The sequence below is a fragment of the Nocardioides ferulae genome (genome assembly GCF_003660455.1).
GTDB lineage: Bacteria > Actinomycetota > Actinomycetes > Propionibacteriales > Nocardioidaceae > Nocardioides > Nocardioides ferulae.
In genome coordinates this window covers 437,185-449,885 of sequence record NZ_QZVR01000002.1, presented here as the reverse complement: position 1 = coordinate 449,885, position 12,701 = coordinate 437,185, and the positions used below count along the sequence as shown (strand labels likewise).

At 74.2% G+C, this 12,701-nt stretch carries 14 protein-coding genes; 2 read left to right on the top strand and 12 right to left on the bottom strand.

Going from position 1 to position 12,701, the window contains the following annotated elements:
• Genes lgt through trpC form a run of 5 tightly spaced genes read right to left on the bottom strand, consistent with a single transcriptional unit; the run spans position 1 to position 4,483 of the window.
• A complete protein-coding gene (gene lgt / locus D6B71_RS05205) occupies positions 1 to 945 on the bottom strand; it encodes a prolipoprotein diacylglyceryl transferase (RefSeq protein WP_206051564.1) in 945 nt (314 codons plus the stop codon).
• A gap of 11 nt (positions 946 to 956) precedes the next feature.
• Positions 957 to 1,589 carry an SCO family protein gene (locus tag D6B71_RS05200; protein WP_121252654.1) on the bottom strand — a complete coding sequence of 211 codons (633 nt, stop codon included), beginning with the start codon at positions 1,587 to 1,589 and terminating at the stop codon, positions 957 to 959.
• Complete coding sequence (gene trpA, locus D6B71_RS05195) at positions 1,582 to 2,379, bottom strand: tryptophan synthase subunit alpha (protein WP_121252652.1); 798 nt, start codon at positions 2,377 to 2,379, stop codon at positions 1,582 to 1,584. Before trpA ends, D6B71_RS05200 begins: the two co-directional genes overlap by 8 nt.
• Complete coding sequence (gene trpB / locus D6B71_RS05190; protein WP_121252650.1) at positions 2,376 to 3,671, bottom strand: tryptophan synthase subunit beta; 1,296 nt, start codon at positions 3,669 to 3,671, stop codon at positions 2,376 to 2,378. Before trpB ends, trpA begins: the two co-directional genes overlap by 4 nt.
• Positions 3,668 to 4,483, bottom strand: a complete 816-nt coding sequence (trpC, locus tag D6B71_RS05185) for an indole-3-glycerol phosphate synthase TrpC (protein WP_121252648.1) — start codon at positions 4,481 to 4,483, stop codon at positions 3,668 to 3,670. The genes trpB and trpC overlap by 4 nt, the downstream gene beginning before the upstream one ends.
• Positions 4,484 to 4,671: 188 nt before the next feature.
• Between trpC and D6B71_RS05180 the strand changes: the two genes are divergently transcribed.
• Entirely contained in the window at positions 4,672 to 5,094 is a 423-nt protein-coding gene (locus tag D6B71_RS05180; protein WP_121252646.1) for a DUF4190 domain-containing protein, read from the top strand.
• Positions 5,095 to 5,191: 97 nt separating this feature from the next.
• Here the strand turns inward: D6B71_RS05180 and D6B71_RS05175 are convergent, their stop codons facing one another.
• The 7 genes from D6B71_RS05175 to D6B71_RS05145 all read right to left on the bottom strand — a co-directional run bounded on the left by D6B71_RS05175 (position 5,192) and on the right by D6B71_RS05145 (position 11,887).
• Positions 5,192 to 5,650, bottom strand: coding sequence for a DUF2752 domain-containing protein (locus D6B71_RS05175; protein WP_206051563.1), 459 nt, complete (start codon positions 5,648 to 5,650; stop codon positions 5,192 to 5,194).
• A gap of 43 nt (positions 5,651 to 5,693) precedes the next feature.
• The gene (locus D6B71_RS05170) at positions 5,694 to 5,894 is read right to left on the bottom strand and encodes an HGxxPAAW family protein (protein ID WP_121252644.1); all 201 of its coding nucleotides are present in this window, start codon (positions 5,892 to 5,894) and stop codon (positions 5,694 to 5,696) included.
• Positions 5,895 to 5,991: 97 nt separating this feature from the next.
• Complete coding sequence (locus D6B71_RS05165; RefSeq protein WP_164519540.1) at positions 5,992 to 6,594, bottom strand: Trp biosynthesis-associated membrane protein; 603 nt, start codon at positions 6,592 to 6,594, stop codon at positions 5,992 to 5,994.
• Entirely contained in the window at positions 6,587 to 6,946 is a 360-nt protein-coding gene (gene hisI, locus D6B71_RS05160; RefSeq protein WP_121252640.1) for a phosphoribosyl-AMP cyclohydrolase, read from the bottom strand. The genes D6B71_RS05165 and hisI overlap by 8 nt, the downstream gene beginning before the upstream one ends.
• Before the next feature lie 23 nt (positions 6,947 to 6,969).
• Positions 6,970 to 8,184: a hypothetical protein gene (locus D6B71_RS05155; protein WP_121252639.1), complete on the bottom strand. Its 1,215-nt coding sequence runs from the start codon at positions 8,182 to 8,184 to the stop codon at positions 6,970 to 6,972.
• Between the two features lie 83 nt (positions 8,185 to 8,267).
• Positions 8,268 to 10,091, bottom strand: coding sequence for an ABC transporter ATP-binding protein (locus D6B71_RS05150; protein ID WP_121252637.1), 1,824 nt, complete (start codon positions 10,089 to 10,091; stop codon positions 8,268 to 8,270).
• Positions 10,088 to 11,887, bottom strand: a complete 1,800-nt coding sequence (locus tag D6B71_RS05145) for an ABC transporter ATP-binding protein (protein ID WP_338036782.1) — start codon at positions 11,885 to 11,887, stop codon at positions 10,088 to 10,090. Before D6B71_RS05145 ends, D6B71_RS05150 begins: the two co-directional genes overlap by 4 nt.
• Before the next feature lie 110 nt (positions 11,888 to 11,997).
• Here D6B71_RS05145 and D6B71_RS05140 point away from each other — a divergent pair, with 110 nt between their 5' ends.
• On the top strand, positions 11,998 to 12,645 hold the full coding sequence (locus D6B71_RS05140) for a TIGR03085 family metal-binding protein (protein ID WP_121252633.1): 648 nt from the start codon (positions 11,998 to 12,000) through the stop codon (positions 12,643 to 12,645).
• Positions 12,646 to 12,701 lie beyond the last annotated feature (56 nt).

Below are 12,701 nucleotides of genomic sequence, written 5' to 3'. Positions count from 1 at the left end.
TCACGGCGCGGGTTCGGAGCCGTCGGGGGCGTCGGGGGCGGCGCCGTGCTCCCCCTCGTCGGCCTCTGCCCGCGCTCGGCGGGTCCGCACGGACTCCTCGCGCCCCGGGTGCCGCCGGCTGCTCAGCAGCAGGTACGCCGCCGCGGCGGCGAACAGCACGATCGAGGTCCAGACGTTGAAGCGCAGCCCGCCGACGTCGGCGAGCTCGACGCTGTCGATGCGCAGCGACTCGATCCAGCCCCGGCCGGCGGTGTAGGCCATCACGTAGAGGGCCATCACCCGACCGTGGCCGAGCCGGAACCGGCGGTCGGCCCAGATCACGAACGCGAAGGCCACGAGGTTCCAGGCGAACTCGTAGAGGAACGTCGGGTGGAACGTGGTGCCGACCTCGAAGACCCGGCCGGCGGGCCAGTGGTCCGGGTCGATCTCCAGGCCCCACGGCAGGTCGGTGGGGCGTCCGTAGAGCTCCTGGTTGAACCAGTTGCCCCACCGCCCGATCGCCTGGGCGACCAGGACGCCGGGCGCGAGGGCGTCGAGCAGCGGTGGCAACCGGATGCCCTTGCGCCGGGCGCCGAGCCACACCCCGACCGCGCCGAGCGCGATCGCCCCCCACACCCCGAGGCCGCCGCGCCAGATGTAGAGCGCCTCCCACGGGTTGTCCCCGTCGCCGAAGTAGCGGCCGCTGTCGGTGAGCACGTGGTAGATCCGGCCGCCGACGAGTCCGAACGGCACCGCCCAGACCGCGAGGTCCTGCACCTCCCCGGGCTGGCCGCCGCGAGCCACCCAGCGCCGCTCGCCGATCCAGATCGCGGCCACGATGCCGAGGATGATCGACACGGCGTAGCCCCGGATCGGGAACGGTCCCAGGTACCACGTGCCGGTGTCGGGGCTCGGGATGGAGAGCAGCGTCACCAGCCCGGTCGACAGCTCGGTGGTCAGGGTCATCGGGGCTCCCGTCAGCCGGCGTCGGCGAGCAGTGTGTGGATGTCGTCGGCGAACTCGGCCGAGGTGGTGTCCTGGCTCCAGAGCAGCGGCGCCCGGTCGGTGTCGTCGATCGCGGTGACATGAGTGCTGTGGGCGTCGAGGTCGCGACCGCCGCTGGGCAGCTTCTCCCCCTCGTCGACATAGACCGCCAGCGGCTTGCCGATCGCGGCGATCGTCTCCAGCTCGCCGGTGAGCCCGATGAAGTCGGGGTCGAACCGGTCGAGGTAGTCGCGCAGCACCTCGGGGGTGTCCTGCTTCGGATCGGTCGTCACGAACACCACGTCGACCCGCTCCCGGTCGGCGTCGTCGAGCCGGTTCATCGCCTGCGCGAGCGAGGCCATCACCAGCTGGCAGACGTCGGGGCAGCTGGTGTAGCCGAAGAAGACGAGCGTGAGCGGCTTGTCGGTGTCGTCGACCAGCGAGAACGGCTCGCCGTCGGTGTCGGTGAGGGGGGTGGCCAGCACCTGGTAGGGCTCGTGGGTGGCGCCGTGCAGGCCCCCCTCGGCGTCGGGCTCGTCGCCGCCGCAGCCGGCCAGGAGGCCGGCGAGCAGCAGCACCGCGGAGATCGCGCCGGCGGTGCGGCCGACCCGCGAGCCTTCACCCACGCCGTACCCCGTTCGCGAGCTCCTCGGTGAGCGCCCGCAGTGCCGCCAGGCCGGCGGCCCGGTCGTGCGGGTGGTCGAGCAGCGTGCGCACCAGGGCGGAGCCGACGATGACGCCGTCGGCGTACGACGCCAGCTCGGCGGCCTGGTCGCCGCTGCTCACCCCGATGCCGACGCCGATCGGCAGGTCGGTGGTCGCCCGGGTGCGGGCCACGAGCGGGCCGGCGAGGTCGCTGGTGGTGGTGCGGGCCCCGGTGACGCCCATGACGGCGGCGGCGTAGACGAAGCCCCGGCTGGCCGCGGTCGTCATCGCGATCCGCTCGTCGGTCGAGGAGGGGGCGACCAGGAAGACCTTGTCGAGGTCGTGCGCGTCGGCGGCGGCGATCCACTCGGCCCCGCTGTCGGGGGTCAGGTCGGGGGTGATCAGGCCGGCCCCCCCGGCGGCCGCCAGGTCGGCGGCGAACCGGTCGACGCCGTAGCGCTCGACCGGGTTCCAGTAGGTCATCACCAGGGTCGGGGTGCCGGTGGCGGCGACCGCCTCCACGGTGCGCAGCACGTCGGCGACGCGCACGCCCCCGTCGAGCGCCTGCTGGGCGGCGGCCTGGATCGTGGGCCCGTCCATGACCGGGTCGCTGTAGGGCAGCCCGATCTCGATGACGTCGCACCCGGCGTCGACCATGGTGGTCAGCGCCTCGATGCCGCCGGCGACGTCGGGGAAGCCGGCCGGTAGGTAGCCGACCAGTGCCGCGCGACCCTCGTCTCGGGCGCGGGCGAAGGCGGGGGTGACGCTCACCGCCGGTCTCCTGTCTGCTCCTCGCCGGGCTGTCCGACCGGCTCCTCGGTGACCTGCTCGGGGTCGCCGAGCCCGAACCACTCGATCGCGGTGCCCATGTCCTTGTCGCCCCGGCCGCTGAGGTTGACCAGCAGCGTGGCCTCCGGCCCCTTCTCGGCGGCCAGCTGCTCCGCGACGCGCAGCGCCCCGGCGATGGCGTGGGCCGACTCGATCGCGGGGATGATGCCCTCGGTGCGGCTGAGCAGCGCCAGCGCGTCCATCGCCTCGGCGTCGGTGACCGGCAGGTAGCTGGCCCGGCCCGTGGCGGCGAGGAAGGCGTGCTCGGGCCCGACGCCCGGGTAGTCGAGGCCGGCCGAGATCGAGTGGGACTCGACGGTCTGGCCGTCCTCGTCCTGCAGCACGTAGGTGCGGGCGCCGTGCAGCACGCCCCGCTCGCCGGCGCCGATCGTGGCCGCGTGGCGCGGCGTGTCGACGCCCTCGCCGCCGGCCTCGAAGCCGTAGATCGCCACGTCGTCGTCCTCGAGGAAGGCGGTGAACAGCCCGATCGCGTTCGAGCCGCCGCCCACGCAGGCGGCGATCGCGTCGGGGAGCCGGCCGTAGCGGTCCAGGCACTGGGCCCGGGCCTCGTCGCCGATGCCCCGGGTGAAGTCGCGGACCAGACTCGGGAAGGGGTGCGGTCCGGCCGCGGTGCCGAAGAGGTACGCCGTGTGGTCGACGCTGGCGACCCAGTCGCGCAGCGCCTCGTTGATGGCGTCCTTGAGGGTGGCGCTGCCGGACTCGACGGGCACCACCTTGGCGCCGAGGAGGTTCATCCGGGCCACGTTGAGCGCCTGGCGGCGGGTGTCGACCGCGCCCATGTAGACGGTGCAGTCGAGGCCGAAGTAGGCGGCCGCGGTGGCGCTGGCCACGCCGTGCTGGCCGGCGCCGGTCTCGGCGATGACCCGGGTCTTGCCCATCCGCCGGGTCAGCAGCGCCTGGCCGAGCACGTTGCGGATCTTGTGGGCGCCGGTGTGGTTGAGGTCCTCGCGCTTGAGCAGGATCCGGCAGCCGACCTTCGCGCTGAGCCGCTCGGCCTCGTAGAGCGGGCTGGGACAGCCGGCGTAGTCGCGCAGGATCGCGGCGAACTCGTCGGTGAAGGCCGGGTCGGCCATCGCGTCGTGCCAGGCCTCGGTGAGCTCGTCGAGCGCCGCCACGAGCGCCTCGGGCATGAAGCGTCCGCCGAACCCGTCGACGGGGCCGCCGAAGAAGCCTCGCTCGTCGGCCTCGAAGCGCGACGCCTGGTGGCCGGTCATCGGGTCTCCCCCTCGCTGAGCGGCGTCGCGTGCCGGGTGAGCCCGGTCATCGCGCGGACCGCGGTGGTCGGGTCGCCGTCGCGCACCAGCGCCTCGCCGACGAGCACGGCGCGGGCGCCCTCGTCGACGTAGCGCTGCACCTCGTCGGGCGAGAAGATGCCGGACTCCGCGACCAGGACCCGGTCGTCGGGCACCATCGGGGCGAGCCGGCCGAACACGTCGGGGTGGATCTGCAAGGTCTTGAGGTTGCGCGCGTTCACACCCACCAGCTCGGCGCCGACGGCCACGGCGCGCTCGGTCTCGGCCTCGTCGTGCACCTCCACGAGCACCGCCATCCCCAGCTCGCGGGCCTGGTCGTGCAGGCGGCGGAGCAGGTCGTCGGGCAGCGCCGCCACGATCAGCAGCACCAGGTCGGCTCCCGCCGCCCTGGCCTCGACCAGCTGGTACTCGGTGACCACGAAGTCCTTGCGCAGGATCGGCACGTCGACCGCGGCACGCACCGCGCGGAGGTCCTCCAGGCTGCCGCCGAAGCGGCGCTGCTCGGTCAGCACGCTGATCGCGGCCGCGCCGCCGGCGGCGTACTGCCGGGCCAGCGCCGCGGGGTCGGGGATCTCGGCGAGGGCGCCCTTGCTGGGGCTGTGCCGCTTCACCTCGGCGATCACGCTGCTGCCGGGGGCGCGGAAGTGGGGCATCGGGTCGCGGGGCGGGGCGACGTCGGCGAGCGAGGCTCGCAGGTCGGCGAGGCCGAGGGCGGCCTCCCGCACGGCGAGGTCGTCGCGCACTCCGGCGACGATCTCGTCGAGCACGGACATGGGTCCTCCGGGCGAGGGCGGTGGCGGTTCAAGGGCGCTCCGAGTCTGTCACGCGACCGGTCCCGCCCCGACTCCGGCTCCGGACCGCGGAACCGGACCGTGATGTCGTGGCTCTCTCCGCGAGGCGAGGTTTGGGAGACCGATCGGCTCGGTAGGGTCCGGAGGCAATCGATCTCTAAGGGGAGACCATGAGCTACACAGACCCGCCGCCTCCTGGGTCCGGCGACCAGTACGGCCAGGGCCAGTACGGCCAGGGCGGGGATCAGTACGGCCAGGGCGGCTACGGCGGCCAGCCGCCGCAGTACGGCATGCCCACCGACCAGGGTGGTGCACCCAAGAGCTCCGGCAAGGCGATCGCCTCGATGGTGACCGGCCTGGTCGGGCTGCTGACGCTGTGCTGCGGCTTCTTCGTGGCCAGCAGCATCGCCGCGATCGTGCTGAGCTTCCTGGCCAAGAAGGACATCAAGTCTTCGAACGGCCAGCTCAAGGGTGACGGCATGGCCCTCACCGGCCTGATCACCGGCATCATCGGCGTGGTGATGGTGGTGATCTCGATCATCCTGGTCGCGACCGGCGCCATCGACACGAACTTCGAGTACAGCACCTCGTAGTCAGCGCCGACGCAGTGCAGGAGGGCCGCTCCCGTCGGGGCGGCCCTCCTGTCGTCGGTGGGCTCCTCGGATGCCGGACCGGGGCAGGACCCGGGGCTCAGGGCGCGAGCCAGCTGCCGGCGGGCAGGTTGCGCAGCACGCCGAACAGCACGCCGACCGTGCAGAAGGCGACGGTGGCGATCGTGATCAGCCGGGCGTCGGGCTCGCGCGATCGGCCGACCCACCGGTCCCGAGCCCAGCTGACCAGCAGCAGCACCACGACCGGAATCGTCAGCACCAGCAGCAGGTTGCTCGACGCGGCGGCGGCGATGTCGCCGTTGGTGAGGTCGTTGACCGCCCGCAGCCCACCGCAGCCGGGGCACCAGAAGCCCAGGGCCGCGCTGGGGCAGAAGCCCCACGACCCGCGCTCGTGCGGGTCGCGCAGGTGCAGCGCGACAGTGGCCAGGGCCAGCCCTCCGATGGTGGCCGACGGGGCGACCATCCGGCGCCACCGGGGCGGCACCGGCTCGGGACGCGGCGCGCGGCCCACGTGCGGGGCCTCGGACAGCTGGCTCATCGCACCTCCTGCGTCGCCGGGTGGAGCCGGTGGGACCGGCGGGTCAGTGACCCTCATCGTTGAGACCCATCTTGGCCATCACCGCGAAGACCACAAGGGCGGCGACCGCGATGCCGGCGCCGACATAGAAGACCGTCATGTTCACCGGGCTCATCATCAGCCCCACCGAGCCCACGACGAAGCCCACCATCGCCACGCTGACCCCGGTCCACGCTGCGGGGGTGTTGCCGTGGTTCTGGGACATCTGTGCTCCTTCTGCGGGGGTGTGCGTGCGGGCGCGCGGCTGCTGGTCCGTGCTCGCGCAGGTGGGGCCAGTGTAGGGGCGGGCGCGCGTCGGCGCCTCAGGCGGTCGGGTCCTCGCCCTCGTCCATCGCCCGCCACAGGTCGAGGCTGCTGGGCGCTCCCTCGGGGGCGGCGTCCTTCGGCGCGCCAGCGCCGACGGCGCCCGGCGCGTCGTAGCGGCGTCCCATCTCCGGCCACGAGGGCGCGAGTCGCACGGCGGCCACGGCGGCGACCAGCGCGATCAGGGCTCCCGCGCCCGTCGCCCAGATCCATCCGGTCCGAGAGACGTCGGGCGACTCCACTCCGAGCGAGGTGACCGAGTCGCGGACACCGTCGGGCACGTCGGACCAGCCGACAGCCACAGCCGCCAGCACCGCCACGGCGGCCAGCGCGGCCAGGACGGCGACCGCGCGGCGGAACCGGCCGCGGGTCACCAGCAGCACGCCCCAGCAGGCGAGGGCCACCAGGGCGAGGGCCCCGGCGGCCGGCGACTCGCCGACGCCGGTGCCCGCCGCGACCTGCACCAGGCTGTCCCCGGCGTGGCCGCCACCCTCGGCGGTGGCCCAGGTGCGGTGCCCGGCGAGTGCGGCGAGCCCGGCACCGGCCAGCCCGGCCAGCACCACCGGTCCGAACGTGCGCCGCCCCGCAGCGGGGTCAGGCACCCCGACGCTCCGGGCCGGGCAGCAGGTCGGCGTCGAAGCAGGTGCGGTCGCCGGTGTGGCACGCACCGCCCTCCTGGTCGACCTTCACCAGCAGCGTGTCGCCGTCGCAGTCGAGGCGCACCTCCTTGACCCACTGCACGTTGCCGGAGGTCTCGCCCTTGACCCAGTACTCCTGACGCGACCGCGACCAGTAGGTCGCCCGGCCGCTGGTCAGCGTGCGATGCAGGGCCTGGTCGTCCATCCAGCCGAGCATCAGCACCTCACCGGTGTCGTGCTGCTGCACCACGGCGGGCACCAGCCCGTCGGCGGTGCGCTTGAGCCGGGCGGCGACGGCGGGGTCCAGAGAGCTCACTCCCCCAGTATCCCGGCCCCCGGTCAGCGCCGGACGACGACCCGCACCACCTCGCGGTCGCGCACCACCAGCGGGCTCCCCGGATAGACCACGCGGAGCGAGTGCCTGCCGGCGCGCAGGCCGCGCAGCACCACCACCGTGCGGCCCTCGACCAGGCGCGCCCGGGCGAGCCGGCCCCCGTCGTGGCGGCGTACCAGCACCCGGCCGGGCACGGGTCGCACACCGGGGGCGGTGACCCGGATGCGTAGCCGGGCGCTGCGGGCGGCCGCCTCCGCCACCCGCGCCCGCACGGTGGCCCTGGTGCGCACGAGAGCCGCGGCGGTGGTGCGGGTCGCGGGCTCGCGGTCCGGGTGGGTGTAGGTCACCCGGGCGGCCAGCGACCCGCCGACGTCGCGGCGGCGCGGGGTGTAGGTCGGACCGTCGGCACCGGGCAGCGGCGAGCCGTCCAGCAGCCACTGCACCGACGCCGCCGCGGACGCCGGCTCGATGCGGCCGGTCTCGACACGCAGCGTCCGCCCCACGCGGGGGCCGGCGGTCAGCCGCGGGTCGTCGAGCACCGCCACCTCGCCGTCGCCGCCCGGAGGCGGAGTCGTGGTCGTGACCGGGGCGGTCGCCGCCGAGGTCCGCGACATCGACCCGTCGTCGGAGCGGGCGATGACCTGGACCGCGATCTCACGGCCGACCTGGTCGCTCGTGGGGACGAAGACGTCTCCGGTGGCGTCGGGGATCTTCGACCCGTCGGCCAGCCACTGGTAGAGGTAGCGCCGAGGCGGACTGCTCCACTCCCCCGCGTCGGCCTCGAGTCGAGCGCCGACGACCGGTCGGCCGACGACCGCGGGCATCAGCCGGTTGCCGAACGGGGCGGTGCCCGGGATCAGCACGGTGGCCCGGGTCGGTTTCGCCCGCGCCGTCGCCGACTGGCCGTCCGCGGAGGCGGTGACCCGCACCGTGTAGCGGGTGCCGGAGTCGAAGGCCGGGATGGAGTAGCTGCGGCTGGTCGCACCGACGATCCGCCGCCCGTCGGCGAGCCACTGATAGGTGAGCCTGACGCCCGCGGGCTCCCAGGTGCCGGGCTCCGCGGTGAGGGTCGAGCCCGCCTCGGCCGCACCGCGTACCCACGGCCCGCGCACCGGCGCAGGCACGTCCGCCGCGGTGGCCGGCGGCGGCGCGGCCACCGCGAGCGTCAAGGCCAGGGAGAGCGCGAGCAGGCCGGCGGCGAGGCGGTAGGGCGCGTCCATGCCGACTCAACGGCGCAGACGCCGCCGGGGTTATCGCCGGAGACCACGGCGGGCTGGACCACCGCCGCCCCGCCGCGGCGCGGTCACCGGGCGCTGCCCTGCTGGGCCACCCAGGAGGCGTGCAGGCGACCGTAGACCGTGTCGTCCTGCGTGACGAGCTCGGCATGCGGACCCCGCTGCACCACCTGGCCGCGGTCCACCACGATCACCTCGTCGGCGCTCTCGGCGGTCGAGAGCCGGTGCGCGATGGTCACCGACGTGCGTCCGTCCATCAGCCGCTCGAGGGCGCGCCCGATGCGCATCTCGAGAGCCGGGTCGACCGCGCTGGTGGCCTCGTCGAGGACCAGCAGGTCGGGGTCGGCGAGCTGGGCGCGGAGCAGGGCGACCAACTGCCGCTCACCTGCCGAGAGCGACTCGCCGCGCTGCCCGACCCGGGTGTCGAGCCCGTGGGGCAGGCCCGCGAGCCAGTCGCCGAGCCCGAGCTCGTCGGCGGCCTCGGTGATGTCGGCCGCCGAGGCGTCGATCCGGCCGTAGCGCACGTTGGCCGCGATGGTGTCGTCGAAGAGGAAGCCCTCCTGCGGCACCAGCACCACACTGCGCCGCAGCGAGGAGGCGGCGATCTGCCGGACGTCGACGCCGTCGAGCAGCACCGCTCCTTCGGAGGGGTCCATCAGCCGGGTCAGCAGCTTGGCGAACGTGGACTTGCCCGAGCCGGTCTCGCCCACGATGGCCACCCGGCTGCCGGCGGCGAGGTCGAGGGTGACCTCGCGCAGCACCGGCGGCCCGCCCGGATAGGCGAACGAGACCTGCTCGAACCGGACGTCGACGGGCCCGTGGGGCAGCTGGTGCCCCTCCGGGCCGGGGTCGACCAGGTCGGCAGGGGTGTCGAGGATGCCGATCACCCGGCGCCAGCCCGCGACGGCGTTCTGGGCGTCGGTGAGGATCTGCGTGCCCATCTGCACCGGGCTGACGAACAGGGTCACCAGGAACGCGAACGCCAGCACCTCGCCGGCGGTGATGTCGTCGGCGAATCCCAGCCAGATGCCGACGATCAGCACCCCGGCGTTGGCCAGCCCGGCGGAGACCCCGCCCAGCGAGAACGAGAACGCCGTGAACCCCTGCGCGCGCGTGCTGGCCTGCCGGTGGGCGTCGATCGCCTCGTCGATGCGCCGCTGGGTGCGCGCCTCGACGGCGTAGGAGCGGACCACCGCGGCCCCCACCACCGGCTCGGCGATCGCGGACAGCATGATCCCGACCTGACGGCGCACGGTGCCGTAGGCGGCCGACAGCTTGCGCTGGAAGTAGCGCAGGGAGGCGAACAGCGGCGCGAAGCAGAGCCACACCACGAGCGCGAGCTGCCAGCTGTAGGCGACCATGACGACGGTGGCCACCAGGACCTGCCCGATGCTGACCACGAACAGCAGTCCGCCGAAGACCAGGAACTGGCTGACCTGGTCGACGTCGCTGGTGACCCGCGAGACCAGCGCGCCGCGCCGCTCGGTGTTCTGGGTGAGCAGCGGCAGGTCGTGCACGTGGCGGAACGCCTTGACACGCAGTGTCGCCAAGCCGCGCTCGGAGGTGCGGAACAGCCGGCTGGTCATGGCGTACGACGCCCAGCTGGTCACCGCGAGCACCGCCAGCGCCGCGAGCCCCATGCGCACGGTGAAGCCGACGTCGGGACCGCCGGGCCCGCCCAGACCGCGGTCGAGGGTCTGCTGGACCGCGATCGGGACCACGACCTGCCCGACCGAGGCGAGCACTGCGAGCAGGAGCGTGACCCAGAGGCCCTCGGTCAGCTCGGGCGAGTGCCGCAGCCCGCTGCGGATCGTCTCGAGGGCGCCGCGGTCCTCGCCGGTCTCCATCCGGGTGCCGGAGGCGCTCGGTGGGGCGGACGTGACGCTGCTCATGAGGGCTCCCCGGCCAGCTGCTCGTGCTGCTCGTAGGCGTTGACCAGGCGGGCGTAGCCGGGGCTGCGGGCGAGCAGCTCGGCGTGGGTGCCGCGGTCGACGACCCGGCCGCCCTCGAGGTGGACGACCTCGTCGGCGAGTCCGATGGTGGCCTTGCGGTAGGCGACCACGACCAGGCTGGTGCCCGAGCCGACGCCGGCCGAGCCTGCCGAGGCCCGCAGCGCGCCGAGGATGCGCGCCTCGACCTCGGGGTCGACCGCGGAGGTGGCGTCGTCGAGGACCAGCAGCCGGGGGCGGCGTACCAGAGCGCGGGCCAGCGAGATCCGCTGGCGCTGGCCGCCGGACAGCGAGGTGCCGCGCTCGCCCAGCTGGGTGTCGAGGCCGTGCGGGAGCGCGGCGACGAAGCCGTCGGCCTGGGCCACCCGCAGGGCCGCCCAGACCTCGTCGTCGGTGACGTCGGCGCCCAGCGCGACGTTGCCGCGCACGGTGTCGTCGAAGAGGAACGCGGTCTGCGGCACCACGGCCACCGCGCGGGCCAGCTCGCCGGCGCCGAGGTCGCGCAGGTCGACGCCGTCGAGGAGGATGCGGCCGGTGTCGGGGTCGAAGAGCCGGGCCAGCAGCATGGTGAGGGTGCTCTTGCCCGAGGCGGTGGCCCCGACGACCGCGACGGTGCGGCCGGGCTCGACCTCGAACGCGACGTCGGTCAGCAGCGGCTGCTCAGGGTCGTAGGCGTAGCCGAGGTGCTCGATCCGGAGGTGGGCGCCGCCTGCCTCGGTGACCACGCGCCGGTCGCCGAAGGCCATCTCGCCGGTGGCGGCGAGCACCGAGGTCACCCGGCGGTAGCCGACCACGCTGCGTGGGAACTCTCCCAGCAGCCAGCCGAAGGAGCGGATCGGGAACGTCACGATCGTGAGCAGGTAGGCGACGGTCACCACGTCGCCGGCGTCGGTGGCCCCGTCGAGGACCCGGGAGACGCCCACGGCGAGCACCACCAGCACACCGATGTTCGGGAGCGCGGCCAGGGCCGGGTCGAACGCGGCGCGGTAGCGGCCGGCGCGGATGTTGACGTCGCGCAGCTCGCGGGCCTTCGCGGCGAACCGCTCGGTCTCCTCGCCCTCGCGGCCGAGGGTCTTGACGACCATGGCGCCGTCGAACGACTCGTGGGCGACCTCGCTCAGCTCGGCGCGCAGCTGCTGGGCCCGGGTCATCAACGGCGAGGCGAAGCGCTGGTAGGCGAGGTTGGCGGCGATGACGGCGGGGAAGACCAGCACGCCCACGACGGCCAGGACGAGGTCGGCGGCGAACATCTGCCCGATGGCGATCACCATCATCGCCAGCGTGCCGACGGCCATCGGCAGCGGCGCGATCGGCGCCCAGGCCGCCTCGACGTCGGAGTTGGCGTTGGAGAGCAGCTGGCCGGTCGGGTGCCGCTGGTGCCACTCCATCGGCAGGGTGAGGTACTGGCGGGTGACGGCGCGGCGGGTGTGGGCCTGCATGCGGTACTGCATGACGCCGGCCCCCAACCGGCGGGCGACGATGCCGACCGCGCGCAGGATCGCGACGCCCAGGAACAGCGCCAGCACCCCGACCAGCACCCCGCCCCCGATCTCACCGTCGCGGAACGCCGGGAGCACCGCGTGGTCGGTGGCCCAGCCGAGCACCCAGGCGTCGGCCACGGTCAGCGCACCGAACAGCAGGCTGCCGAGTGTCGAGAGGGTGAAGATGACCGGCTCGCGCTTGATCGCGACCCAGAGCACGCCGAAGCCGTCGCGCATCGTCGCGCCTCGTTCCTGCACAGCCAGCCCCTTCGTCGTCGGCCCCGGGGGCGAACCGGGAGCGCGGTCAGGCTATTCCCCGCCACCGACTCCCCCGGCCGGCTCCCCCGGGGCATGGCTAGGGTCGCTCCATGGACACGCCTTCGTTGGCCCGCCGCGAGCGCCACGACCTGTGCGACCTGGCCCTGGTCGTCGGCGAGGATGCCCCCACCCTGTGCGAGGGGTGGCAGGCCAAGGAGCTGATCTGCCACCTGCTGGTGCGCGAGACCCGCCCGTTGGGCGCGGCCGGCCTCGTGGTGCCGGGGCTCGCGAGGCTGACCGACCGCTCGATGGCGCGGATGGCCCGGCACGAGTACGCCGTGCTGGTCGAGCGGCTGCGCGACCCCGGCCTCACGCCGTACGCACTCCCCCCGGTGGAGCGGCTGGCCAACACCGCCGAGTTCTTCGTCCACCACGAGGACCTGCGCCGTGGCCAGTCCGGCTGGGAGCCGCGCACGCTCGACGCCGCCGACGAGCGCCGACTCTGGGCGATCGCGCGGATGATGGGCCGGATGCAGGTACGCCGCGCCGGCGTCGCCGTGCGGATCGTCGACCCCGGCGGGCCCGGCCGGCCGGGCTCCGCCGCCGACCTGGGCGGCAAGGGCGAGCGGGTCACCGTGGCCGGAGCCCCCTCGGAGCTGGTGCTGTTCCTCTTCGGCCGCGACCAGCTGCACGGGCTCGAGTTCGAGGGCTCGGAGGGCGCGGTCGCCACACTCAAGGGCGCCTCGTTGGGGTTCTGACCGGTTCCGGCGTGGGCAGGGCGGTCCCTTCGTCCACCTCCTCGGGAAGTTCGTCC

What these genes read in the sequence shown, in the direction of transcription:
- D6B71_RS05150 (WP_121252637.1), bottom strand. Translation starts at nt 10,091, where the DNA reads ATGAGCAGCGTCACGTCCGCCCCACCGAGCGCCTCCGGCACCCGGATG.
- D6B71_RS05140 (WP_121252633.1), top strand. Translation starts at nt 11,998, where the DNA reads ATGGACACGCCTTCGTTGGCCCGCCGCGAGCGCCACGACCTGTGCGAC.
- D6B71_RS05155 (WP_121252639.1), bottom strand. Translation starts at nt 8,184, where the DNA reads ATGGACGCGCCCTACCGCCTCGCCGCCGGCCTGCTCGCGCTCTCCCTG.
- D6B71_RS05175 (WP_206051563.1), bottom strand. Translation starts at nt 5,650, where the DNA reads ATGAGCCAGCTGTCCGAGGCCCCGCACGTGGGCCGCGCGCCGCGTCCC.
- trpB (WP_121252650.1), bottom strand. Translation starts at nt 3,671, where the DNA reads ATGACCGGCCACCAGGCGTCGCGCTTCGAGGCCGACGAGCGAGGCTTC.
- D6B71_RS05180 (WP_121252646.1), top strand. Translation starts at nt 4,672, where the DNA reads ATGAGCTACACAGACCCGCCGCCTCCTGGGTCCGGCGACCAGTACGGC.
- D6B71_RS05170 (WP_121252644.1), bottom strand. Translation starts at nt 5,894, where the DNA reads ATGTCCCAGAACCACGGCAACACCCCCGCAGCGTGGACCGGGGTCAGC.
- trpC (WP_121252648.1), bottom strand. Translation starts at nt 4,483, where the DNA reads ATGTCCGTGCTCGACGAGATCGTCGCCGGAGTGCGCGACGACCTCGCC.
- lgt (WP_206051564.1), bottom strand. Translation starts at nt 945, where the DNA reads ATGACCCTGACCACCGAGCTGTCGACCGGGCTGGTGACGCTGCTCTCC.